Source organism: Streptomyces sp. NPDC007872, assembly GCF_042868165.1.
Taxonomy (GTDB): Bacteria; Actinomycetota; Actinomycetes; order Streptomycetales; family Streptomycetaceae; genus Streptomyces.
Genome location: NZ_JBIAEA010000002.1, coordinates 476,885 through 500,811, shown reverse-complemented (window position 1 = coordinate 500,811; position 23,927 = coordinate 476,885). Strand labels below are relative to the sequence as shown.

Sequence of the window (23,927 nt, the reverse complement as noted above, 5' to 3'; positions counted from 1 at the left end):
TGCCCTCCGCCTCACGCCCACTGGTCGAAGGCGAGCTTCGCGACCAGCGAGAAGACGACCACGAGCAGCACCCCGCGCACGAACCCGGTGCCCCTGCTCAGCGCCATCCGCGCGCCGACCGTCCCGCCCACCAGGTTGAAGGCGGCCATGACGGCGGCGAGCTGCCAGTAGACGCTGCCCTGGAGGGCGAAGGTCACGAGGGCGCCCGCGTTGGTGCAGACGTTGACGATCTTGGCGGTGGCGGAGGCGGTCACCAGGTCGAGGTGGAGGACGGCGGTCAGGGCGAGGACCAGGAAGGTGCCGGTGCCCGGCCCGAACAGGCCGTCGTAGAAGCCGATCCCGCCGCCGACGAGGACGATCGCGGTGACGAGCCGGGCCCGGGTGAGCTTCGCCCGCTCCTCCCCCTCGGGCCGCGCGCCGAAGGAGGGGCGCAGCATCACGAAGAGCGCCACCGCGACGAGCACCGCCATCAGCAGGGGGCGGATGACGTCCCGGCTGATCGCCGACACGAAGAGCGCCCCGGCCGTGGAGCCGGCGAGGGCCGCGAGTCCGACCCGTACCGCCGTCCAGACCTGGACGGGCGCCCTGCGGACGTAGGTGACGGCGGCCCCGGTGGTGCCGACGATCGCGACCGCCTTGTTGGTGCCGAGGACGTAGGGGTGCGGGACGTGCGGGAGCCCGAGCAGCAGGGCGGGCAGCAGGAGCAGTCCGCCGCCGCCCACCACCGCGTCGATCCAGCCCGCCAGGAGCGCGGCGAGGCAGAGCAGGACGAGGACGGTGAGCGATATCTCGGGCATGGCCGTGAGCCTAGGGACGCGATCGTTGGCCCGTCCATCAATCTCGGGAGAGTTGAGCTACGTCTGAGCTTGCCGTGCCGGGGCCCCGGTCGGGCGGCGGTGGGGCGGCCGGGGTGACGACGGCGGTGAGCAGGGTCGCGACGAGCGCCCCGGCGCCGAGGAGTCCGGCGGCGAGGCGGCGGCGGGCCCGCCGGACGTCGGGGACGCGGCGCCGGGTCCGCTGCACCGGGAGGCCGGAGGTTCCGTGTCTAGGCATGGGCGAAGTCCTCGCTGTGGATGCGGGCGGCCGGGACCCCGGCCCGGCGCAGGGAGGCGGTCGCGGCCCGGGCCATCGCGGGCGGGCCGCACAGGTAGACGTCGTGGGCGGCGAGGTCGGGCACGAGGTTGCGCAGGGCGCGCGGGGCCAGGGGGTCGAAGGAGCCGTCGGAGGGCCCGAGGAGGAAGTGGAGGGCGGCCCGCCGCTCGCGGGCGATGGCCTCCAGCTCCTCGCGCAGGACGACGGCGGAGGCGTCCGAGGCCCGGTAGAGGAGGGTCACGTCGCCGGGCCCGCCGGGCAGGGTCTCGAAGAGGGCCCGCAGCGGGGTGATGCCGACCCCGCCCGCGAGCAGCAGGACCTTGCGGCGGGTGCGGCGGTGGGCGGTGAGCGCCCCGAAGGGCCCGGAGGCGAGGACGCGGGTGCCGGGGCGCAGCCGCCGGACGCGGCGGGTGTGGTCGCCGAGCGCCTTGACGGTGATCCGCAGGGTGTCGTCGCGGACGGGCGCGGAGAGCGAGAAGGGCAGGGCGGTGGCCCAGAGGCCGCGCCGCAGGAAGCGCCAGCGGAAGAACTGGCCCGGTTCGGCGCGCAGGTGGTCCACTCCCCTGCCCCGGATCAGGACCGAGACGACCCCGGGGCCCTCGTCGCGGACCTCGGCGACCCGCAGGTCGTGGCGGAGGGCGGCACGGGCGGGGACGACGAGCCGGTACCAGACGAGGAGGACGGCGACGACGGCGTGCGCCAGGGACCAGAGCCAGCGGATGACCGGGCCGCCCGCGACGTCGGGGCCGGCGAGCTGGTGGACGAAGCCGAGCGCGGCGGCGAGCAGGGCGCCCAGGTGGACGGCCCGCCAGGTCTCGTGCCGGAGCCCGCCCCGTACGGAACGGGCGGAGGTGATCCCGACGGCGGCGAACAGGGCGGTGCCGGCGGTCGCGGCGGCGATCGCCCCGTACGAGAGGAGGTCCCCGCCGGCGGCGACCAGGTCGGCGCGGGTGTGCGCGGCGTGGCCGCAGAGGGCGAGGAGGGCGTGGGCGGCGATCAGGCCGAGGACGTACCGGCCGCCGAGGGCGTGCCAGCGGGCGAGCCGGTCGGCGCCGACGCCGTGCTCGACGGCCGGGACCCGGGCCATGAGCAGCAGCAGGACGAGGACGCCGTACCCGCCGAGGAGGCCGGCGAGGTGGGCGCCGGACGCGAAGAGGACGTCGAGCCGGGCGGAGGGCCGGGCCTGGAGGCCCCAGAGGAGACCGACGGCCCCGGCGCCGGCGACGATCCCGGTCCGCAGCCGCTCGGGGGCGAGCCGGAGGGCGGGGACGGCCGGGGCGGCCGGGGGACGGCGGGGCGCGGCGGAGGGCGCGAGGGGTACGTAGAGGGGGTGGCTGGCCTCGGTGGTCACATCCGGCACCCTAGGGGCGCCCGTATACGGGAATCCGCAGCTCAGCCGCGTCCGCCCGATCCTTAAGGCGGCCTTGAGGCGAGGCTGACCACGGGTTAACCCCGGGACCGGTCGGGCAGGCCCTCACAGCGGCCGGGACCTCGCGGCGACCGGAGCCGTGGCCCCGCCCGGCAAGCAGTCCCGCGGCCCCGCCCGGCAAGCGGTCCCCCAGCCCCGCACAGCGCGCGGTCCCGCGCCCCCTCACAGCGGCCGGGCCCGCGGGCGGAGATCAGCGTTCCGTACGGGAAACAGCCGGGATGCCGCCGGGTAACACCGGCCCCGCACGCTTCCGGTCATGAGTACACGGATCGTGGTGGTCGGGGGCGGGACGGCGGGCGCCCGGCTCGCCCGGCGCCTGCCGGTCACCCTCCTCGGCGAGGAGCCGCACGCACCGTACAACAGGGTGCTGCTCGCCGACGTCCTCGCCGGGCGGTACGCCCCCGAGGTGATCGCCCTGCCCGGGACCCGGGGGCCGGTCCGGCTCGGGACGCGGGCGGTGCGGATCAACCGGGCGGCGCGGACGGTGGAGTGCGCGGACGGCTCGCGCGTCGGCTACGACCGGCTGGTCCTGGCGACGGGCGCCAATCCGGTGCTGCCGCCGCTGCGCGGACTGCGCGGGGCGGCGCTCCCGTCGGGCGTCCACCCCTTCCGCACGCTCGACGACTGCCTGGTGCTGCGCGCGGCGGTACGGCCCGGGGTGCGGGCCGTGGTCGTCGGCGGCGGGCTCCTCGGGGTGTCGGCGGCCCGGGCGCTCGCGGCGCTCGGCGCGGACGTGGTCCTGGCCCAGCAGGGCGAGCGCCTGATGGAGCGCCAGCTCGACGCCCACGCGTCGGCGCTGCTCCGGGAGCACGTCGAGTCCCTCGGGGTCGAGGTGCACACCGAGTGCCGGGTCGCCGGGCTGCGGCAGCGGGACGGGGCGGTCACGGCGGTCGAACTCGCCGACGGCTTCGCGCTCGACGCCCACGTCGTGGTCCTGGCCTGCGGGGTGCGGCCCCGGGTGGCCCTGGCCCGGGAGGCGGGGCTCGACGTCGCCACCGGGATCCTGGTCGACGACGAGCTGCGGACCTCCGACCCGCTGATCCACGCGGTGGGCGACTGCGCGGAGCACGGGGGCCGGGTCTACGGGCTCGCGGGCCCGGCGCTCGAACAGGCGGACGCGCTGGTGGAGGTGCTGGCGGGGGAGACCGGCGCCGGGGCCTCCGACGCGCCCGCGCCCGCCGCCCCGGCGGCCTACACCGGCACCCGGGCCCTCACCCGGCTCACCCTCGCCGGCCCGCGCCCGCTCGACCTGGCGGCGTTCGGCGAGACCACCGCGCGGCCGGGCGACGACACCGTCCAGCTCGCCGACCCCACCCGCGGCGCGTACCGCAAGGTCGTCGTCCGGGGCGACCGGCTCGTCGGGGGCGTCCTCCTCGGCGACCTGGCCGCGGTCGGCGCGCTCGCCCGGGCCTGGGAGGGCGACGAGGCCCTCCCCGAGGCCCCCCTGCTCCACCTGCTCACCCACGACGGAGGCTCCTGACATGAGCGCTGACGCTGACACACGTGCCCGCACGAGCGCCGGTACGGCCGCGCACACCCCGACGATCGTCCTGGTCGGCCACGGAATGGTCGGCCAGCGGTTCCTGGAGGCGCTCGCCGACCGGGGCGTGACCCGGCGGGCCCGGATCGTGGTCCTCTGCGAGGAGCCGCGCCCGGCCTACGACCGCGTCCGGCTCACCTCGTACTTCTCCGGGCAGACCCCCGAGGACCTGTCGATGGTCGCGGCGGGGTTCATCGCGGAGCACGGCATCGAGCTGTACGTGGGCGACGCGGCCGAGTCGGTGGACCGGGAGGCCCGGACGGTCACCGCCCGCTCGGGGCGGGTCTTCGCGTACGACGCGCTCGTCCTGGCCACCGGCTCGTACCCCTTCGTCCCGCCGGTGCCCGGCAAGGACGCCCGGGGCTGTTTCGTCTACCGCACGATCGAGGACCTGCTCGCGATCGAGGAGTACGCGGGGACGGCGACGACCGGCACGGTGGTCGGCGGCGGTCTGCTCGGCCTGGAGGCGGCGGGCGCGCTCAAGGGCCTCGGTCTGGACACGCACGTGGTGGAGTTCGCGCCGCGCCTGATGCCGGTGCAGGTGGACGAGGGCGGCGGCGCGGCCCTGCTCCGCACGATCGAGCGGATGGGCCTGACCGTCCACACGGGGACGGGCACGCAGGAGGTCGTGACGGCGGACGGCGCCGTGACGGGCATGAGGCTGTCGGACGGCTCCGAACTGGCCACCGACCTGGTCGTCTTCTCGGCGGGCGTGCGGCCCCGGGACCAGCTCGCCCGGGACTGCGGGCTCGCCGTGGGCGAGCGCGGCGGCATCGCGGTCGACGAGCGGTGCCGGACCTCCGACCCGGCGGTCTTCGCGATCGGGGAGTGCGCGCTCGCGGCCGACGGGCGGGTCTACGGCCTGGTGGCGCCGGGCTACGAGATGGCGCAGACGGTGGCGGCGGTCCTCGCGGAAGAGGAGGCGGGCGACGGGTTCACGGGCGCCGACACGTCGACCAAGCTGAAGCTGCTCGGCGTGGACGTGGCCTCGTTCGGCGACGCGCACGGCACGGCCGGGGGCTGCCTGGACGTCGTGTACTCCGACTCCCGCTCGGGCGTCTACAAGAAGCTGGTGGTGGACGGCGAGGGCGTGCTGCTCGGCGGCGTCCTGGTCGGCGACGCCGACGCGTACGGGCTGCTGCGGCCGCTGACCGGGACGGTGCCGCCGGTCTCCCCCGAGCAGTTGGTGCTCCCGGCGGGCGCGGGCGCGCCGGTGGCGCTCGGTCCCTCGGCGCTTCCGGACGACGCGGTGATCTGCTCCTGCCACAACGTCACGAAGCACGCGATCGGCCAGTGCTCCTCGCTCGCCGAGGTGAAGAAGTGCACCAAGGCGGGGACCGGCTGCGGCAGTTGCGTGAAGGTGATCGAGAAGCTGCTGCCGGCCGCCACGGACGAGGGCCTCTGCGGCTGCTTCCCGTACGGCAGGAGCGAGCTGTACGAGATCGCCCGCACCCTGCGCGTGACCTCGTTCGCCGCGCTGCTCGACTCGCACGGGCGGCCGGAGGCGCGGGGCGGCGAGGGCTGCGAGGTCTGCAAGCCGACCGTGGGCTCGATCCTGGCCTCGCTCAACAACGGGTACATCCTGGACGGCGAGCAGGCCTCCCTCCAGGACACCAACGACCACTTCCTCGCCAACATGCAGCGCAACGGCTCCTATTCGGTGGTGCCGCGCATCCCCGGCGGCGAGATCACGCCGGAGAAGCTGATCGTGATCGGCGAGGTGGCGCGGGACTTCGGCCTCTACACGAAGATCACGGGCGGCCAGCGGATCGACCTGTTCGGCGCGCGGGTGGACCAGTTGCCGTCGATCTGGACGCGGCTCGTGGACGCGGGCTTCGAGTCGGGACACGCGTACGGCAAGGCGCTGCGCACGGTGAAGTCCTGCGTCGGGCAGACCTGGTGCCGGTACGGCGTGCAGGACTCGGTGCGGATGGCGATACGGCTCGAACTGCGCTACCGGGGCCTGCGCTCGCCGCACAAGCTGAAGTCGGCGGTCTCGGGCTGCGCCCGCGAGTGCGCCGAGGCGCAGTCGAAGGACTTCGGGATCATCGCGACGGCGAACGGCTGGAACCTGTACGTCGGCGGGAACGGCGGCGCGACCCCGCGCCACGCGGACCTGCTCGCCCAGGACCTGTCGGACGCCGAACTGGTCCGGCTGATCGACCGGTTCCTGATGTTCTACATCCGGACGGCGGACCGCCTGGAGCGGACGTCGACCTGGCTGGAGCGCCTGGAGGGCGGACTCGACCACCTCGAGGACGTGGTGGTGCACGACTCGCTCGGGCTCTGCGACGAGCTGGAGGCGCTGATGGCGGCGCACGTCGACGCCTACCAGGACGAGTGGGCGCAGACCCTGGACGACCCGGAGCGGCTGCGGCGCTTCGCCTCCTTCGTGAACGCCCCGGAGACGCCGGACCCCTCGGTCCGGTTCGTGCCGGAGCGCGACCAGATCAAGCCGGACCTGACGTTCCTCACCCTGGAAGGGATCGCCTCCCGATGAAGACGCTCGAACTGTCCCCGTCCCCCGGCTCCTGGATGACGGTCTGCGAGGAGTCCCGGCTGACCCCGGGGCGCGGCGTGGCGGCACTGCTGCCGGACGGCCGGCAGGCGGCGGTCTTCCGGGACCGGTCGGGCCGGACGTACGCGATCGACAACCGCGACCCGTTCACGGGGGCGCAGGTGCTCTCCCGGGGCCTGATCGGCTCGGCGGGCGGACGCCCCTTCGTGGCCTCGCCGCTCCTGAAGCAGCGCTTCGACCTGGAGACGGGCCGCTGCCTGGACGACGAGGAGGTCGCGGTGGCGGTGTATCCGGTGCGGGCGGCCCTGCTCGATCCAGTGCTTCCGCAGGCGGTGGGCAACTCGGGTAACTTGACCGATCGTTCCAGATGAATCTAGGGTCTTGCCGTGGCCAGGACCAAGGAATTCGATCCGGACGCCGCGCTCCGGGCAGCCCTCGAACTGTTCTGGGCGCGCGGCTACGAGGCGACGACGATGGCGGAGCTCGTGGAGCACCTCGGGATCGGCCGCGCCAGCATCTACGCGACCTTCGGCAGCAAGCACGAGCTGTACCTGAAGGCGCTGGACCGGTACGCGGAGACCCAGGACCCCCGGATCGTCGAGGAGCTGTCGGCGCCCGGCCCCGCCCTGCCGGGCGTCCGGGCCCTCGTCCGCCGGTTCGCCGCCGAGGCGGCGGCGGACGAGGGGCGCCTGAACGGCTGCTTCGTCACCAACTCGGCGGCGGAGCTGGGGCCGCGCGACGCGGCGGTGGCCCGCCGGGTCGAGCTGAGCTGGGAGCAGGTGGAGACCCTGCTCCACGCGGCGCTCACCCGGGCCCGCGCCGGGGGCGAGCTCCCGGCCGACCGCGATCCGCGCGCGCTGGCCCGGATGTTCCTGGTCCTGCTCCAGGGCGTCCGGGTGGTCGGCAAGGCGTCGAGCGACCCGGCCAGGGTGCGGGACGCGGCGGAACAGGCACTGGCCCTGCTGGACTGAACGGACCGGAGACGGGCACCCTCACGGGTGCCCTTTCTTCGGCCCTCATATCGGAACGTACGGTCAAGAAAGAATGTACGACCAAGGCACCTGCACGACCAAGACACCCGCACGGCCAAGCCCAAAGGGAGACACCACATGTCCGCCGCACGCTTCACCGATCGCGTCGTCCTCGTCACCGGAGCCGGTTCCGGTCTCGGCCGGGCCGTGGCGCTCGCCTTCGCCGCCGAGGGCGCGAAGGTCGTCGCCGCGGGGCGCACGGCGGAGACCCTGGAGGAGACGGTCGCCCTGGTCGAGGCCGCCGGGGGCACCGCCGCGGCGGTCACCGCCGACGTGGCCGACGCCGGCTCCACCCGGGAGCTGGTCCGGCGCGCGGTCGAACTCTTCGGCGGCCTGGACGTCGCCGTGAACAACGCGGGGATCTTCCGGGGCGGCGGCCACAGCGCCGCCGACCTCCCCCTGGAGGACTGGAAGGCCCTGCTCGACGTCAACGTCACGGGGGTCCTGCACGCCCTCCGGGCCGAGGTGGCGCACATGCGGGCGCACGGCGGCGGGGCGATCGTGAACGTCTCGTCCAACCTGGGCGCGCACGTCCGGGTCCCCGGTCTCTTCGGCTACCAGGTCTCCAAGGCGGCCGTGTCGGCGCTCACCCGGGCCGCGGCCCTGGACCACGTCGGCGACGGGATCCGGATCAACGCGGTCAGCCCCGGCGCCTCGGAGTCCACGATGTCGCTGCGGCCCGGCGAGACCGAGGCCGAGCGGGAGGTCCGGATGAAGGGCGAGTCGCCGCTCGGCCGGATCTCGTCCGCCGCCGAGGTCGCGGCGGCGGTCCTCTACCTCGCCTCGGACGCGGCCGGCTCCGCCGTCGGCACGGACCTCGTGATCGACGGCGGGGTGGCGGCCTGAGCCCCGGCGGTTCAGCCCTGGGCGGCGGCCGGGTCCATCCAGAAGACCTCCCAGTGGTGGCCGTCCAGGTCGGTGAAGGAGCGCCCGTACATGAAGCCCATGTCCATGGGCTCCTTCGCCGGCGTGGCACCGGCGGCGAGGGCCGCGTCGGCCAGCTCGTCCGCCTTCTCGCGGCTCTCGGCGCTCAGCGTGATGAGGACCTCGGTGGCCTTGGTGGCGTCGGAGATCTCCTTGCCCGGGGCGGTGAACTCCTGGAACTTCTTCTCGGTGAGCAGCATCGCGAAGATCGTGTCGCTGATGACGAGACAGGCGGCGGTGTCGTCGCTGAACTGCGGGTTGAAGGAGTAACCGAGCTTCTCGAAGAAGGCCTTGCTGGCGTCGAGGTCCTTCACGGGCAGGTTCACGAAGATCATCTGCGGGGCCATGGCGTTCTCTCTCCCTCGGTCGGCCGGCCCGCTCGGTGCGTTCCGGCGCTTTCGAGAGGTAGGACGGGGGCGCCGCCCGGAACTCATCGCCGCTCCGGAAGGTTTTTCGAGCGGTCCGGTCCCCGGAGTCAGGCCACGGTGCGCAGCCGGAGGGCGGCGAGGGGGACGAACCCGCCGTCCCCTCCCCCGGTGGACGCGTCCGGTCCGGCGAGCCGCCGCAGCACGGCCAGGGCGATCCGCTCCCCCTGCGCCTTGGCCCGCTCGGCGCGCGGCCCCGCGTGGAGGCCGTCGACGGAGGCGCGCCAGAGCTGGACCCAGCGCCCGAAGTGGGCGGCGGTGAGCGGCCGGACGGAGTGGAGGGCGGCGTGCGGGGCGAAGGCGTCCCGCCCGTAGGCGGCGGTACGGAACAGGGCCCGCTCCCAGAAGTCGGTGATCCCCGGGAGGTGGGCCTCCAGGTCGGTGCCGGCGACCTCGGTGAAGAAGGGCCCGATGAGCGGGTCGGCGAAGGCCTCGGTGTAGAAGCGGCGCAGCAGCACGTCGAGGTCGGCGCGGTCGCTGATGTCCCGGGTGGCACGCATGCCCCCAGTGTCCCCCGCGCCCGGCCGCTCCCCCAGTGCCGAAGGTCCCGGTCCGACGCGGAACCGGGTCCGCGCGGGGCCGCGCCCCGCACCCGTACCCCTGCGGCCACCGCCTCGCACTCCGTGCCCCTACGGCCTCCGCCTCGTATCCCGCCCTCCTACGGCCTCCGTCCCGCGCCCCCGTCCCCCACCCGCCGCCTTCCCTTCACCGCTCGTTGACGCCCCGTCAATTCCCCGCTCCTAGGTTCCGGAGACGCGCGACCCCGTCGCCGACCGGTGCGACGGGGCGGTTCACCATCCTTCTCGGGAGTGAGACGTGGAGCGACGCGGTTTCCTGCGCGGAGCGGTCATCGGTACCTCGGCCGCCGCCTTCGGCGGCAGCCTGTGGCACGGGGCGGCCTTCGCGGCCCCGGCCCAGCCCGGCGCAGGCCCCTACGGGGCCCTCGGCCCGGCGGACGCGAACGGCATCCAGTTGCCGGCCGGGTTCACCAGCCGGGTGATCGCCCGGTCCGGCCAGACGGTCGCCGGCACCTCGTACGCCTGGCACAGCGCCCCCGACGGCGGCGCCTGCTTCGTCGACGGCACCGGCTGGATCTACGTCTCGAACTCGGAGGTCAACCCGAGCGGCGGCGCGAGCGCGGTGAGGTTCGATTCCGCGGGCACGATCACCGGCGCGTACCGCATCCTCTCCGGGACCCGGCAGAACTGCGCGGGCGGCGCCACCCCGTGGAACACCTGGCTGTCCTGCGAGGAGGTGTCCCTCGGCTACGTCTACGAGTCGAACCCGTGGGGCGGCACCGCCCACCGCCGGGACGCGATGGGCCGCTTCAAGCACGAGGCGGCGGCGGCCGACCCGGTCCGCAGGGCGATCTACCTGACCGAGGACGAGACGAACGGCTGCTTCTACCGCTTCCTGCCCACCACCTGGGGCAACCTCTCCTCCGGCACCCTCCAGGTGCTCAAGGCGTCCACGGCCACCTCCGGCACCTTCACCTGGCAGAACGTGCCGGACCCGGACGGCTCCCCGACGGTCACCCGCGACCAGGTCTCCGGCGCCAAGCGCTTCAACGGCGGCGAGGGCTGCTACTACGCGAACGACACCGTCTGGTTCACCACCAAGGGCGACAACCGGGTCTGGCAGGTCAACCTCGCCGCCGGCACGTACGAGCTGGCCTACGACGACTCGCTGGTCTCCGGCGGCGCCCCGCTGACCGGCGTCGACAACGTCACCGGCACCGCCTCCGGCGACCTGTACGTCGCCGAGGACGGCGGGAACATGGAGATCTGCGTGATCACCCCGGACGACGTCGTCGCCCCGTTCCTGCGGATCAACGGCCAGTCCGGCTCGGAGATCACCGGACCGGCCTTCTCCCCCGACGGCAGGCGGCTGTACTTCTCCAGCCAGCGGGGCACGAGCGGCAGCTCCTCGGGCGGCATCACCTACGAGGTGACCGGCCCGTTCCGCGCGTAGCAGCGCAGCTCCACCTTCTTCTGCTGGGCGCCGCCGAGGAGTGCGGCGCCCAGCGGCGTCAGGGTGTGCAGGACCGCGTTGCCGTGGCGCAGGGTCGCGATGAGCCCGGCCTCGCGCAGGACGCCCGCGTGCTGGCTGGCCGAGGCGAGGGAGACCCCGGCGCGGCGCGCGAGTTCGCTGGTCGTGCCGCCGTCCCCGATGGCGTGCAGCACCGCCGAGCGGGTCTGGCCGACGAGCTTGGCGAGCGAGGAGCCGCCGGGCGCGCGGACGGTCGGCGCCTCGCCGTGGGTGACGGGGTAGACGAGGACCGGCGGCAGCGCGGGGTCGCGCAGCACGACGGGGGTCCCCCGGCAGAAGTACGAGGGCTGGAGCAGCAGCCCGCGTCCGTCGAGGTGGACGTCCCGGTCCACCGGGTAGTCCGCCTCCAGGACGGGCGCGCGCCAGCGCAGCATCGGCGGCAGCGAGGCGAGGAGTTCCTCGGCGCCGCCGTCCAGGAGGGCCCGGCCGCGGCGGGCCCGGTCGGCCTCGACGCGGGCCCGGATGTGCGGCCAGTACGGCTCGACGACGGCCCGGTGGTAGCCGCGCAGCGCCCCCACGAGCCGGTCGAAGGGCTCCGTTCCCCCGTCGGCGAGGGCGCGCAGCGAGTGGGGCACGGTCCGTCCGCCGGAGCGGTCCGCGGCGAGCAGCGAGAGCTCTCCGCGCAGCCGGCCCGGGTCGGTGGCGCGGATCGCCTGGAGGCCCTCGTCGAGGCCGCTGACGCCCTCGGCGGGCGTCAGGAAGTCGGGGAAATAGCCTCTGCTGGGGACGAGGGCGGCGAGCAGCCGGGTCTCACCGCCGAGCCGCGTCCGCGCTTCCGCCCGCCATTCTCCGTAGACGACGGGGCCGCGCCGGTCCCTTAACCGGTGAAAGCTCAGAATCGTTTCCCACAGAACATCCGGCCGGGCCGCCGTCCGCACCCCCGCCAAGTCGTTTCCGGTGAAATGAATCCGCAGCATGAGGTCCCCACCTGTGCACTCGCAACCACCCCCGACGACGAGTATGCACAGCATCACTGCACGTTACCAGGGTGTTTCAGCCACAGTTGAAAAGCATCGCGGCGAACGGGGCGGAACCGAAAAGCTGTACGGGTCGGGCAGGAAACCTTCTGGACCGAGGTGACGTGGTGAAGACCGTGGGGGGCTTTGCCCGTCCGGCGGCGGTCGGCGAGGGTTGCGGCTCACCTGCCCGGCATCGGTAAAGGGCGCGGCCTCCGGGTGGGGATCCGGGGGTCGCGCCCGCCCCGCTCTTTGCGGCGCGGAAACGGAAAAGTTCAATGGCCAATAATTCAAACGGCCGTAATTGAACATGAATCCACATCTGATCGACGGCCGGGCGAAATGAGCGGCCGCGCCCCCGGGAGAAACACGACGGGACGGACACCTCCGCACAAAGGTGTCCGTCCCGTCCCTGTGAATCCGGAGCCGCCGCCCGCCGGTGAGGGTGGTGAGGTCGACCGGCGGCGGCCCCGGGGGTTCGGTGAACCCGCTGCTGAACGGGGGTTCAGGAGGGGCTCGGGCCCGTTCCCGAACCGGGGTTCAGGAGGGGCGCGGGCCGGTTCCTGAACCGGGGGTCGGCAGCGGGTCCGTACCGCCTCAGCGGCTGTCGCTGCCCCGCGACTCGGCCGCCGCGCGGCCCGCCTCCAGGCGCGCCACCGGGATCCGGAAGGGCGAGCAGGAGACGTAGTCGAGGCCCACCTCGTGGAAGAAGTGCACCGACTCCGGGTCGCCGCCGTGCTCGCCGCAGACGCCGAGCTTGATGTCGGGGCGGGTGGCGCGGCCGGCCTCGACGGCGCTGCGGACCAGGGCGCCCACGCCGTCCTTGTCGATGGTCTCGAAGGGGCTGACGCCGAAGATGCCCTTCTCCAGGTAGGCCGTGAAGAAGCTCGCCTCCACGTCGTCGCGGGAGAAGCCCCACACCGTCTGCGTCAGGTCGTTGGTGCCGAAGGAGAAGAACTCGGCGGCCTCGGCGATCTGACCGGCGGTCACGGCGGCGCGCGGCAGCTCGATCATGGTGCCGAGCGCGAGCCTCAGGTCGACGCCGGTCTGCGCCCGGACCTCCTCGATGACCTGCTCGGCCTCCTCGCGGACGATCTCCAGCTCCTGGACGGTGCCGACGAGCGGGATCATGATCTCGGCGCGCGGGTCGCCCTTGGCGTCGATCCGCTGGGCCGCGGCCTCCGCGATGGCCCGGACCTGCATGGTGAACAGGCCGGGGATGACCAGGCCGAGACGGACGCCGCGCAGGCCCAGCATCGGGTTCTGCTCGTGCAGCCGGTGGACGGCTTGGAGCAGGCGCAGGTCGTTCTCGTGCGGCTCCTTGCGGGACTCGGCGAGGGCGACGCGGACCGACAGCTCGGTGATGTCGGGCAGGAACTCGTGCAGCGGCGGGTCGAGCAGCCGGACCGTGACGGGCAGCCCGTCCATGGCCTCGAAGAGCTCGACGAAGTCCTGCTTCTGGAGCGGCAGGAGGGCCTTGAGGGCGTCCTCGCGCTCGGCGTCCGTGTCCGCGAGGATCAGGCGCTCGACGTACTGGCGGCGCTCGCCGAGGAACATGTGCTCGGTGCGGCACAGGCCGATGCCCTGGGCGCCGAAGCGGCGGGCGCGCGAGGCGTCCTCGGCGTTGTCGGCGTTGGCGCGGACCCGCAGGCGGCGGACGCGGTCGGCGTAGGCCATGATCCGGTGGACGGCCTGGACCAGCTCGTCGGCGTCGTCGGCGCCGGCGTGCATCCGGCCCTCGAAGTACTCGACGACCGGGGAGGGTACGACGGGTACCTCGCCGAGGTAGACCTTGCCGGTGGAGCCGTCGATGGAGACGACGTCGCCCTCCTCGACGACCTGGCCGCCGGCCGTGGTCATCCGGCGGCGCTTGGTGTCGACCTCCAGCTCCTCGGCGCCGCAGACGCAGGTCTTGCCCATGCCGCGGGCGACGACGGCGGCGTGCGAGGTCTTGCCGCCGCGGGAGGTGAGGATGCCCTCGGCGGCGATCATGCCGTCCAGGTCGTCGGGGTTGGTCTCGCGGCGGATCAGGATGACCTTCTCGCCGGAGCGGGACCACTTGACGGCCGTGTACGAGTCGAAGACGGCCTTGCCGACGGCGGCGCCCGGGGAGGCGGCGATGCCGCGCCCGATCTGCTCGACCTTCGCGTTCTCGTCGAACTTGGGGAACATGAGCTGGGCGAGCTGGGCGCCGTTGACGCGCTGGAGCGCCTCGGCCTCGTCGATCAGGCCCTGGTCCACGAGCTGGGTGGCGATGCGGAAGGCGGCACCGGCGGTGCGCTTGCCGACGCGGGTCTGGAGCATCCAGAGCTGGCCGCGCTCGATGGTGAACTCGATGTCGCAGAGATCCTTGTAGTGGGTCTCCAGGGTCTCCATGATGTGCATGAGCCGGTCGTACGACGTCTTGTCGATCGACTCCAGGTCGGCGAGCGGCACCGTGTTGCGGATGCCGGCGACGACGTCCTCGCCCTGCGCGTTCTGGAGGTAGTCGCCGTAGACGCCCTGGTGGCCGGAGGCGGGGTCGCGGGTGAAGGCGACGCCGGTGCCGGAGTCGGGGCCGAGGTTGCCGAAGACCATCGAACAGACGTTGACGGCGGTGCCGAGGTCGCCCGGGATGCGCTCCTGGCGGCGGTAGAGCTTGGCGCGGTCCGTGTTCCAGGAGTTGAAGACGGCCTCGATGGCGAGGTCCATCTGCTCGCGCGGGTCCTGCGGGAAGTCGCGGCCGGTCTGCGCCTTCACGATCTCCTTGAACCGCTCGACGACCTTCTTGAGGTCGGCGGCGTCGAGGTCGGTGTCGCTGGCGACCTTCTTGGCGGCCTTGACCTCGTCGAGGGCGTCCTCGAAGAGCTCGCCGTCCACGTCGAGGACGGTCTTGCCGAACATCTGGATGAGCCGGCGGTACGAGTCCCACGCGAAGCGCTCGTTGTCGGCCTGCCGCGCGAGGCCGACGACGGACTCGTCGGAGAGGCCGATGTTGAGGACGGTGTCCATCATGCCCGGCATGGAGAACTTCGCGCCCGAGCGGACGGAGACGAGCAGCGGGTCGTCGGCCTGGCCGAGCTTCTTGCCCATCTTCTGCTCCAGGGCGTCGAGGTGCGCGCTGACCTCGTCGCGGAGCTCGACCGGCTCCGAGCCGCTCTCCAGGTAGACCTTGCACGCCTCGGTGGTGATCGTGAAGCCGGGGGGAACCGGCAGACCGAGGTTGGTCATCTCGGCCAGGTTCGCGCCCTTGCCACCGAGCAGGTCCTTCAGGTCCCTGTTGCCCTCGGTGAAGTCGTAGACGAACTTCTGATCATTGTTTTCCGACACGGGCCACGACTCCTCGACGACTCGGTTGGCTGCCCTGACGGCGAGGAACATACCCAGATCGAAGGCTTCTAGGGAGGTACGCCTAGCGGTCAGATGGTCTTAACCACCCGTCCGCCAGCGCTTCGAAAGTAACTGAGCAGTAGCTTCCGCTTTCAGGGCCCGAAGACGCGATGACTCAAAACAGAGTCAAGTCGCTCAGGTGAGCGATCATCGCGACTTTTGCGTTCAACTCCTGAACGCAAAAAGGGTGGCACCGGGTGCCACCCTTCAGGCGGTGCAGTCGTTCGTAACATGCTCATGTGAGCACCCACCCCCTCAAGGGTGGCGAGGATCACTCCCCGAGAAAGGCCGGATCTCAGCCGCCGGACGTGTCCAGCTCCGCGTCCTCGCTCACGCCGGAGCAGTCGTAAGGGTCCTTCAACCAGCCGTCCGGCAGGACGACTCGGTTGTTTCCGGACGTACGGCCCCGGGGGCCGTCCGCACCGACGGGCCACGCCTGGTCCAGGTCGAGCTCGCTCAACTGAGCGCGCAACTCGTCCAGGGACGAGGTGATCGCCAGCCTCTTGCGCATCTCCGAACCGACCGCGAAGCCCTTCAGGTACCAGGCGACGTGCTTGCGGAAGTCGATGACACCGCGTGCCTCGTCCCCGAGCCACTCGCCGAGCAGCCGGGCGTGACGCACCATCGCGTCCGCGACCTCCCGCAGGGGCGGCTGCGCGTACGCCCCCGTGCCCTCGAAGCCCGCCACGAGGTCCCCGAAGAGCCACGGGCGGCCCAGGCAGCCGCGCCCGACGACCACGCCGTCACAGCCGGTCTCGCGCATCATCCGCAGGGCGTCGTCGGCCGACCAGATGTCGCCGTTGCCGAGGACCGGGATCTCCGGCACGTGCTCCTTGAGGCGCGCGATGGCGTCCCAGTCGGCCGTGCCGCCGTAGTGCTGGGCCGCCGTCCGCCCGTGCAGGGCGATCGCCGTGACGCCCTCCTCGACCGCGATCCGGCCCGCGTCCAGGAAGGTGATGTGGTCGTCGTCGATGCCCTTGCGCATCTTCATCGTGACCGGCAGGTCGCCCGCGTTGGTCACGGCCTCGTGCAGGATCGCCCGCAGCAGCGGCCGCTTGTAGGGCAGGGCCGAGCCGCCGCCCTTCCGGGTCACCTTGGGGACCGGGCAGCCGAAGTTCAGGTCGATGTGGTCGGCCAGGTCCTCGTCGACGATCATCCGCACGGCCTTGCCGACCGTCACCGGGTCCACCCCGTAGAGCTGGATCGAGCGCGGCTTCTCCGTCTCGTCGAACCGGATGAGCTGCATCGTCTTCTCGTTGCGCTCGACCAGGGCGCGCGTCGTGATCATCTCGCTCACGAACAGCCCCTTGCCGCCGGAATACTCGCGGCAGAGGGTGCGGAAGGGAGCGTTGGTGATGCCGGCCATCGGGGCGAGCACCACCGGGGGCTGCACGATGTGCGGCCCGATGGCGAGGGGGGTGAACGCGGTCATCCGCCCATTGTCGCGCACGACGGCGGTCATTAGTTAGTCGTACTATCCGAACATGCCCGACCTCACATCCCGGCGGGCCGTTCCGGAGCGGCTCCCCCACCGGCGGCAGCTCCTCGTCCTGGCGATCTGCTGCATGAGCCTGCTGATCGTCAGCCTGGACAACACCGCGCTCAACGTCGCCCTGCCCGCCATGCGGCGCGACCTCGGCGCCTCCGTCTCCGGCATGCAGTGGACGATCGACGCCTACACCCTGGTCCTCGCCTCCCTGCTGATGCTCGCGGGCTCGACGGCCGACCGGATCGGCCGCCGCAAGGTCTTCGTCACCGGCCTCGTCGTCTTCGCGCTCGGCTCGCTGCTCTGCTCCCTCGCACCGAGCCTGGAGGCCCTGGTCGCCTTCCGGGCCGTGCAGGCGGTCGGCGGGTCGATGCTGAACCCGGTCGCCATGTCGATCATCACCAACACCTTCACGGAACCGGCGGCCCGCGCGCGCGCCATCGGCGTCTGGGGCGGGGTCGTCGGCGTCTCCATGGCGGCGGGCCCGCTGGTCGGCGGCCTGCTCGTGGAGTCGGTGGGCTGGCGGTCGATCTTCTGGGTCAACCTGCCGGTCGCCCTCGCGGCCCTGCTCCTGACCCTGCGGTACGTCCCCGAGTCCCGCGCGCCCCGGCCCCGGCGCCCCGACCCCGTCGGACAGCTCTTGGTGGCGGCGCTCCTCGCCTCCCTCACGTACGCGATCATCGAGTCCGACCCGCTCTTCGCCGGGATCGCGGCCGTGGCGCTCGCCGGACTGCTCCGGTACGAGCCGAGGCGCCGCGATCCCCTGATCGACCTGCGGTTCTTCCGCAGCGCGCCGTTCGGCGGGGCGACCGTGATCGCGGTGTGCGCCTTCGCGGCCCTCGGCGGGTTCCTCTTCCTGAACACGCTCTACCTCCAGGACGTGCGCGGCCTGTCCGCCCTGCACGCGGGCCTGTACATGCTGCCGATGGCCGGCATGACGCTCGTCTTCGCGCCGCTCTCGGGCCGCCTGACGGGGGCGCGCGGACCGCGCGTGCCGTTGCTGATCGCGGGGACGGGGATGGCGGCCGGGCCGCTGCTCTTCGCGGCCTTCGAGGCGGAGACGAGCGATCCGCTGCTCTTCGCGGGGTACGTGGTCTTCGGCATCGGCTTCGGCCTGGTGAACGCGCCGATCACCAACACCGCCGTCTCCGGGATGCCCCGCGCGCAGGCCGGGGTGGCGTCGGCGGTGGCCTCGACGAGCCGCCAGGTGGGACAGACGCTGGGGGTGGCGGTGATCGGCGCGGTCCTGGCGGCGGGGGCCGGTTCGGTGCCGGACCCGGAGACGTTCGTGGCGGCGGCCCGCCCGGCCTACTGGATCATCACGGGGTGCGGCCTCGCCGTCCTGGCGGTCGGGGCGCTGACCAGCGGGCCGTGGGCCCGGCGCACGGCGGAGCGGACGGCCCGCCGCCTGGGGCCGGGCGAGGGGGCGGAGGGGCTCCGGACGGAGACGAGGGCTTCGTAGGGCCCCCGCCCCCGCCGGAGACGCGGTCCGTTCCGGCTACTCCTGGCCGGCGCTTTCGCCGTGCTCGGTGTCGTCGGCTCCCTGCGCGCGTTCGCGCATCTTCTTCAGGAGCTCCTGCTTGCGGTCGTCGGTCGCGCGCCGGTCGGCGTCGCGGCCCTGACCGGTGCCCTGCCGGTCGGCGCGGGACAGCTTCTTGCGCTGCCCGCCGACGCCGAGGAGGTTGTTGCGGCTCTTCGCCACGGGGTTCTCCCGTCAGTGAGGTGGACTGGGCTGGTCGTGCCGGGCGCTCACTCGTAGATCTGGAAGAACGAGTACATGCCGGGGACGCTACCCGGGCCGCCCCTCGGCTGCACCCGGTTTTCCCGGCACCACTCGAAGGAATGACAGATATTGAAATCTGTCATCGCTCATGCCATGGTTGAACCATGACCACGACACAGAACCCCACGCCCACCCCCGACCGCGTCCCCACCCGCCCGCTCGGCGCCACCGGTCCCCGGGTCTCCGCCCTCGGTCTCGGCTGCATGGGCATGTCCGCGCTGTACGGCGAGAGCGACCGCGCCGAGTCGATCGCGACGATCCACGCCGCCCTGGACGCCGGGGTGACCCTCCTGGACACCGGCGACTTCTACGGGATGGGACACAACGAACTCCTGATCGCGGAGGCCCTGCGGACCGCCCCCGCCGCCGCTCGCGAGCAGGCCCTCACCAGCGTGAAGTTCGGCGCGCTCCGCACGGTCGAGGGCGGCTTCACCGGCTACGACGGCCGGCCGGCCGCCGTGAAGAACTTCGCGGCGTACTCGCTCCAGCGCCTGGGCACCGACCACATCGACGTCTACCGGATCGCCCGCGTCGACCCGGACGTCCCGATCGAGGAGACCGTCGGCGCCATCGCCGAGCTGGTCGAGGCGGGACACGTGCGGCACGTCGGGCTCTCCGAGGTCGGCGCGGACACCCTGCGCCGGGCGGCGGCCGTGACCCCGATCTCGGACCTCCAGATCGAGTACTCGCTGATCTCCCGGTCGATCGAGGAGAAGATCCTGCCCACCGCCCGTGAACTCGGCATCGGGATCACGGCGTACGGCGTCCTGTCGCGCGGTCTGATCAGCGGCCACTTCACCCGGGACCGCGAGCTGGCGCCGGGCGACTTCCGGGGCATGAGCCCGCGCTTCCAGGGCGAGAACCTCCAGCGGAACCTGGACCTGGTGGACCGGCTGCGGACGGTCGCGGAGGCGAAGGACGCCTCCGTCGCGCAGACCGCCATCGCCTGGGTCCTGGCGCAGGCCGAGCGGTGGGGCGCGGACATCGTCCCGCTGGTCGGCGCCCGGCGCCGGGACCGGCTCGCGGAGGCGCTCGGCGCCCTGGGCGTCACGCTCGACGCCGCCGACCTGGCCGCGATCGAGGAGGCCGTCCCGGCGGGCGCGGCGGCCGGCGAGCGGTATCCGGCGGCCCAGATGGAGCACCTGGACAGCGAGCGGCCGTGAGAGCCGACGGGTCCGAACCGACGGGTACTGTCCTTCCATGGCCGCCACCGAGACCCTGACCGCAGAGCGCATCCTCGAAGCCACCGAGGAGGTGCTGCGGCGCTACGGCCCGGCGAAGGCGACCGTCGTGGACGTGGCCCGGGTCCTCGGCGTCAGCCACGGCAGCGTCTACCGCCACTTCCGCACCAAGGCGGCGCTGCGCGAGGCGGTGACCGAGCGGTGGCTCTCGCGCACCGAGACCGCCCTGGCCGAGCTGACCGCGTCCCCGGACCGGCCGGCGCCGGAGAAGCTCCACGCCTGGTTCGCCCACCTCTTCGAGGCCAAGCGGCACAAGGCGGGCGACGACCCCGAGCTGTTCGCCACGTACAACGTGCTGATCGACGAGAACAGCGGGGTGGTCGAGCAGCACATCGGCGTCCTGATCGACCAGGTGCGGTCGATCGTCGAGGAGGGCGCCAGGGAGGCGGAGTTCGCCGCCCCCGACCCGGACGCGACGGCCCGCGCCCTCTTCGACGCGACCTCCCGCTTCCACGACCCGGCCTACGCGCCGGAGTGGCGGCGCCCCACGATCGAGACCGAGTTCGAGGCCGTGGTGGGGCTGCTGCTGCGCGGTCTGCGCGCCTGACCGGAGCCTCCCCGGCGAGCCGGTCCTCGTGAATTGAAGATCATTTTGGGCGGACTTTCCCGTTCCCTGGCCGGTGGCCGAATAGCGTTCCCCCGCATCGCCGAGCACCGCACCGCGAAGCACCGCGTCCAGGGTCCAGGGGGAAACGCATGTCCACGCACGAACAGACACCGGCCGGGCGGCCCGGGCCCCCGGCCCGTTCCGGGGGTGCGGCGGCAATCGGCTGGGCCCTGACCATCGGGCTCAACGTCGTCGCGCCGATCCTCACGTACGACATCCTGACCGAGGACCACGGCTGGTCAGAGTTCGGCGCCCTGCTCGTCAGCGGCGTCTGGCCGGTGCTCGACAGCGCGGTCATGGTCGCCTGGCGGCGCAAGGTCGACGAGTTCGCGGTCGTCTCCCTCGTCTTCCTGGTGATCACGGCCGTGGTCTCGCTGGTCGGGGCGCACACCGCCCGCGCCCTGCTGATCAAGGACTCGGGCGTGACCGGCCTCTTCGGGCTGCTCTGCCTGGCCACCCTGCTCGCGCCCCGGCCGCTGATGTTCTACTTCGGGCGCAAGTTCGCGACCGACGGCACCCCGGAGTCCGCGGCCTGGTGGAACGGGCTCTGGCAGTTCGACGGCTTCCGCTCCACCATGCGCACGATCACCCTGGTGTGGGGCGTGGGGTACCTCGCCGAGGCCCTGGTCCGGATCGTCCTGGCGTACGCCCTGAGCACCTCGGTCATGGTCGTGCTCAGCCCGGTGCTGATCTACGCCACGCTCGGCGCGCTCGCGCTGTGGACGGCCTGGTTCAGCAGGCGCCGGGCGGCCGAGGGGGCCCGGCGGCAGGCCGCGGCCGAGGCGGCGGCAGCGGCCTGAGGGCCCGTATGACCCCGCACGACTCCGTACCATTCCGCAGCACTCCGCACACGGGAAAGCCCCCGGTTCCGTCGTTCCGGAACCGGGGGCTTCGCCGTACAGAGGTGTCGCGACTCAGCAGCCGAGGAGGCGGCTGCCCAGGTAGCCCTGGATCTGGTCGAGGGAGACGCGCTCCTGCTTCATGGTGTCGCGCTCGCGCACGGTCACCGCGTTGTCCTCGAGGGTGTCGAAGTCGACGGTGATGCAGTACGGGGTGCCGATCTCGTCCTGGCGGCGGTAGCGGCGGCCGATGGCGCCGGCGTCGTCGAACTCGATGTTCCAGTTCTGGCGCAGGTCCGCCGCCAGGCCCTTGGCCTTCGGGGAGAGCTGCGGGTTGCGGGAGAGCGGCAGGACCGCGGCCTTGACCGGGGCCAGGCGGTGGTCGAGGCGCAGCACGACGCGCTTCTCCATGACGCCCTTGGCGTTGGGGGCCTCGTCCTCGGTGTACGCGTCGAGGAGGAAGGCCAGCATCGTGCGGCCGACACCGGCCGCCGGCTCGATGACGTAGGGCGTGTAGCGCTCGTTGGACTCCTGGTCCAGGTAGGTCAGGCTGGCGCCGGAGGCCTTGGAGTGGGCGCTCAGGTCGTAGTCCGTGCGGTTGGCGACGCCCTCCAGCTCGCCCCACTCGCTGCCGCCGAAGGAGAAGCGGTACTCGATGTCGGCGGTGCGCTTGGAGTAGTGGGAGAGCTTCTCCTGCGGGTGCTCGAACCAGCGCATGTTCTCCTCGCGCAGGCCCAGGCCGGTGTACCAGTTCCAGCGCTGCTGCATCCAGTACTCCTGCCACTCCTCGTCCTCGCCCGGCTTGACGAAGAACTCCATCTCCATCTGCTCGAACTCGCGGGTGCGGAAGATGAAGTTGCCCGGAGTGATCTCGTTCCGGAAGGACTTGCCCATCTGCGCGATGCCGAACGGGGGCTTCTTGCGCGCGGTCGTCTGCACCTGGGCGAAGTTGGTGAAGATGCCCTGGGCGGTCTCGGGGCGCAGGTACGCGACGGAGCCGCTGTCCTGGGTCGGGCCGAGGTGGGTGGAGAGCAGGCCCGAGAAGTTCTTCGGCTCGGTGAAGGTGCCCTTGTTGCCGCAGTTGGGGCAGTTGAGGTCGGCGAGGCCGTTCTCGGGGAGACGGCCGTGCTTCTCCTCGTACGCCTCCTCCAGGTGGTCGGCGCGGAAGCGCTTGTGGCAGGAGGTGCATTCGGTCAGCGGGTCGGTGAAGGTGGCGACGTGACCGGACGCCTCCCAGACCTCGGTCGCCAGGATGACCGACGAGTCGATGCCGACGACGTCCTCGCGCGAGGTGACCATGTAACGCCACCACTGGCGCTTGATGTTCTCCTTGAGCTCGACGCCCAGGTGCCCGTAGTCCCAGGCGGCGCGCTGACCGCCGTAGATCTCACTGCAGGGAAAAACGAAGCCACGGCGCTTGCTCAGGCTGACGATGGTGTCGATCTTGTCGGCGGCCACGGTGCTCTCTTCATTACGACGACGAAGTGCGAATGCCACAGGTTACCGGCGCCCGTACCCCCCGCATCAAATCGGTTCCGGGTACGAGGGGCACGAGGGCCGCCGGGGCGTCACGCGGGTCGGGCCACACGGAAGGCAATTGACAACCGTTTCCAGTTTTGTTGAAAATGAGTGTCATGAACGTACGCCGCCTGATACCCACCACCGCCCTCGCCGGAGCCGTCGCGCTCGGCCTCGTCTCCCTCTCCGCCTGCACCGGGACCTCCGACGCCGCCGACGGGGACAAGGGCGGCAAGCTGGACGTGGTGGCGTCGTTCTATCCGATGCAGTACCTGGCCGAGCGGATAGGCGGCGGCCACGTCGCCGTCGAGACGCTCACGAAGCCCGGCGTCGAGCCGCACGACCTGGAGCTCAAGCCGAAGCAGATCGGCGCGCTCGGCGAGGCCGACGTCATCCTCTACCTCAAGGGCATCCAGCCCGCCGTCGACGAGGCCATCGCCCAGGCCGGCGTCAAGAACACGATCGACGCGGCGACCCTCACGAAGCTCGAAGCGCACGGCACCGAGGTCGGCCACGACCACGGCGACGAGCACGCGGACGAGCACGCCGAAGAAGAAGGCCACGAGGGTCACGACCACGGCTCCGAGGCCGGCGCCGACCCCCACGTCTGGCTCGACCCCGTGAAGTACGCCGAGGTCGCCAAGGGCGTCGGCAGCGCCTTCGAGAAGGCCGACCCGGACCACGCCGCCGACTACAGGAAGAACACCGACGCCCTGGTGAAGAAGCTCGGCGACCTGAACACCGAGTTCGAGACGGGCCTGAAGAACACCGCGACCCGCACCTTCATCACCACCCACTCCGCCTTCGGCTACCTCGCCGAGCGCTACCACCTGGAGCAGGAGGGCATCTCCGGCGTCGACCCCGAGTCCGAGCCGAGCCCCGCCCGCATGAAGGAGCTCCAGGAGATCGCGGCCAAGGACAAGGTCTCCACCGTCTTCTTCGAGACCCTGGCGAGCGACAGGACGGCGAAGACCCTCGCGGGCGACACCGGTCTGAAGACCGACGTGCTCGACCCGCTGGAGGGCATCACGGACAAGTCCCGGGGCGGCGACTACATCGAGGTCATGCGCTCCAACCTCACCGCGCTGAAGAAGGCCCTCGGCGCCAAGTGACCACGGCA

Annotated in this window: 20 protein-coding genes and 1 pseudogene; 11 read left to right on the top strand and 10 right to left on the bottom strand. The window is 72.4% G+C overall.

Annotated elements, in window-relative coordinates:
* Nucleotides 1-11: 11 nt before the first annotated feature.
* The 3 genes from ACFYNX_RS07405 to ACFYNX_RS07395 are packed head-to-tail and all read right to left on the bottom strand — an operon-like array spanning nt 12 to nt 2,443.
* Nucleotides 12-797 carry a TSUP family transporter gene (locus tag ACFYNX_RS07405; RefSeq protein ID WP_388658629.1) on the bottom strand — a complete coding sequence of 262 codons (786 nt, stop codon included), beginning with the start codon at nt 795-797 and terminating at the stop codon, nt 12-14.
* A 37-nt stretch (nt 798-834) separates the two neighbouring features.
* On the bottom strand, nt 835-1,053 hold the full coding sequence (locus ACFYNX_RS07400; protein WP_365538057.1) for a hypothetical protein: 219 nt from the start codon (nt 1,051-1,053) through the stop codon (nt 835-837).
* Complete coding sequence (locus ACFYNX_RS07395; RefSeq protein WP_388658626.1) at nt 1,046-2,443, bottom strand: ferric reductase-like transmembrane domain-containing protein; 1,398 nt, start codon at nt 2,441-2,443, stop codon at nt 1,046-1,048. Before ACFYNX_RS07395 ends, ACFYNX_RS07400 begins: the two co-directional genes overlap by 8 nt.
* Before the next feature lie 334 nt (nt 2,444-2,777).
* On the opposite strand from ACFYNX_RS07395, the gene ACFYNX_RS07390 reads away from it, so the two are divergent.
* From ACFYNX_RS07390 to ACFYNX_RS07370, 5 genes and pseudogenes are all read left to right on the top strand, one after another.
* Nucleotides 2,778-4,001, top strand: a complete 1,224-nt coding sequence (locus ACFYNX_RS07390; RefSeq protein ID WP_388658624.1) for an NAD(P)/FAD-dependent oxidoreductase — start codon at nt 2,778-2,780, stop codon at nt 3,999-4,001.
* 1 nt (nt 4,002) lies between these two features.
* Nucleotides 4,003-6,561 carry a nitrite reductase large subunit NirB gene (nirB, locus tag ACFYNX_RS07385; RefSeq protein ID WP_388658621.1) on the top strand — a complete coding sequence of 853 codons (2,559 nt, stop codon included), beginning with the start codon at nt 4,003-4,005 and terminating at the stop codon, nt 6,559-6,561.
* A pseudogene (gene nirD, locus ACFYNX_RS07380) lies at nt 6,558-6,881 on the top strand (nitrite reductase small subunit NirD); the annotation flags it as partial. The gene nirB and the pseudogene nirD, both read left to right, overlap by 4 nt.
* 84 nt (nt 6,882-6,965) lie before the next feature.
* Nucleotides 6,966-7,550, top strand: coding sequence for a TetR family transcriptional regulator (locus ACFYNX_RS07375; protein WP_365538070.1), 585 nt, complete (start codon nt 6,966-6,968; stop codon nt 7,548-7,550).
* Nucleotides 7,551-7,688: 138 nt separating this feature from the next.
* Nucleotides 7,689-8,456 carry an SDR family oxidoreductase gene (locus ACFYNX_RS07370; RefSeq protein WP_365538072.1) on the top strand — a complete coding sequence of 256 codons (768 nt, stop codon included), beginning with the start codon at nt 7,689-7,691 and terminating at the stop codon, nt 8,454-8,456.
* Nucleotides 8,457-8,467: 11 nt separating this feature from the next.
* Here ACFYNX_RS07370 and ACFYNX_RS07365 read toward each other — a convergent pair whose 3' ends face one another.
* Complete coding sequence (locus ACFYNX_RS07365) at nt 8,468-8,881, bottom strand: VOC family protein (protein WP_125667975.1); 414 nt, start codon at nt 8,879-8,881, stop codon at nt 8,468-8,470.
* 128 nt (nt 8,882-9,009) lie between these two features.
* A complete protein-coding gene (locus ACFYNX_RS07360) occupies nt 9,010-9,459 on the bottom strand; it encodes a group III truncated hemoglobin (protein ID WP_365538075.1) in 450 nt (149 codons plus the stop codon).
* Between the two features lie 316 nt (nt 9,460-9,775).
* Between ACFYNX_RS07360 and ACFYNX_RS07355 the strand changes: the two genes are divergently transcribed.
* A complete protein-coding gene (locus ACFYNX_RS07355) occupies nt 9,776-10,930 on the top strand; it encodes an alkaline phosphatase PhoX (protein WP_388658616.1) in 1,155 nt (384 codons plus the stop codon).
* Here ACFYNX_RS07355 and ACFYNX_RS07350 read toward each other — a convergent pair.
* From ACFYNX_RS07350 to dusB, 3 genes are all read right to left on the bottom strand, one after another.
* A complete protein-coding gene (locus ACFYNX_RS07350) occupies nt 10,900-11,925 on the bottom strand; it encodes a helix-turn-helix domain-containing protein (protein ID WP_365538080.1) in 1,026 nt (341 codons plus the stop codon). The genes ACFYNX_RS07355 and ACFYNX_RS07350 overlap by 31 nt on opposite strands.
* A gap of 636 nt (nt 11,926-12,561) precedes the next feature.
* Nucleotides 12,562-15,273: a pyruvate, phosphate dikinase gene (gene ppdK, locus ACFYNX_RS07345; protein ID WP_365538082.1), complete on the bottom strand. Its 2,712-nt coding sequence runs from the start codon at nt 15,271-15,273 to the stop codon at nt 12,562-12,564.
* Nucleotides 15,274-15,628: 355 nt separating this feature from the next.
* Nucleotides 15,629-16,765: a tRNA dihydrouridine synthase DusB gene (dusB, locus tag ACFYNX_RS07340; RefSeq protein WP_388658613.1), complete on the bottom strand. Its 1,137-nt coding sequence runs from the start codon at nt 16,763-16,765 to the stop codon at nt 15,629-15,631.
* 52 nt (nt 16,766-16,817) lie between these two features.
* Here dusB and ACFYNX_RS07335 point away from each other — a divergent pair, with 52 nt between their 5' ends.
* Nucleotides 16,818-18,281: an MFS transporter gene (locus ACFYNX_RS07335; RefSeq protein WP_388658610.1), complete on the top strand. Its 1,464-nt coding sequence runs from the start codon at nt 16,818-16,820 to the stop codon at nt 18,279-18,281.
* A 36-nt stretch (nt 18,282-18,317) separates the two neighbouring features.
* Here the strand turns inward: ACFYNX_RS07335 and ACFYNX_RS07330 are convergent, their stop codons facing one another.
* Nucleotides 18,318-18,521, bottom strand: coding sequence for a DUF6243 family protein (locus tag ACFYNX_RS07330; RefSeq protein ID WP_388658608.1), 204 nt, complete (start codon nt 18,519-18,521; stop codon nt 18,318-18,320).
* A 185-nt stretch (nt 18,522-18,706) separates the two neighbouring features.
* Here ACFYNX_RS07330 and ACFYNX_RS07325 point away from each other — a divergent pair, with 185 nt between their 5' ends.
* The 3 genes from ACFYNX_RS07325 (at nt 18,707) to ACFYNX_RS07315 (ending at nt 21,250) form a co-directional block, all read left to right on the top strand.
* Entirely contained in the window at nt 18,707-19,765 is a 1,059-nt protein-coding gene (locus tag ACFYNX_RS07325; RefSeq protein ID WP_388658606.1) for an aldo/keto reductase, read from the top strand.
* Nucleotides 19,766-19,802: 37 nt separating this feature from the next.
* Entirely contained in the window at nt 19,803-20,390 is a 588-nt protein-coding gene (locus ACFYNX_RS07320) for a TetR family transcriptional regulator (protein WP_125659183.1), read from the top strand.
* 149 nt (nt 20,391-20,539) lie between these two features.
* Nucleotides 20,540-21,250, top strand: a complete 711-nt coding sequence (locus ACFYNX_RS07315; protein ID WP_388658603.1) for a VC0807 family protein — start codon at nt 20,540-20,542, stop codon at nt 21,248-21,250.
* Between the two features lie 114 nt (nt 21,251-21,364).
* Here the strand turns inward: ACFYNX_RS07315 and ACFYNX_RS07310 are convergent, their stop codons facing one another.
* Nucleotides 21,365-22,747 carry a glycine--tRNA ligase gene (locus tag ACFYNX_RS07310; RefSeq protein WP_365538098.1) on the bottom strand — a complete coding sequence of 461 codons (1,383 nt, stop codon included), beginning with the start codon at nt 22,745-22,747 and terminating at the stop codon, nt 21,365-21,367.
* A gap of 176 nt (nt 22,748-22,923) precedes the next feature.
* Here ACFYNX_RS07310 and ACFYNX_RS07305 point away from each other — a divergent pair, with 176 nt between their 5' ends.
* The gene (locus ACFYNX_RS07305; protein WP_388658600.1) at nt 22,924-23,919 is read left to right on the top strand and encodes a metal ABC transporter substrate-binding protein; all 996 of its coding nucleotides are present in this window, start codon (nt 22,924-22,926) and stop codon (nt 23,917-23,919) included.
* The last annotated feature ends 8 nt before the right edge of the window (nt 23,920-23,927 follow it).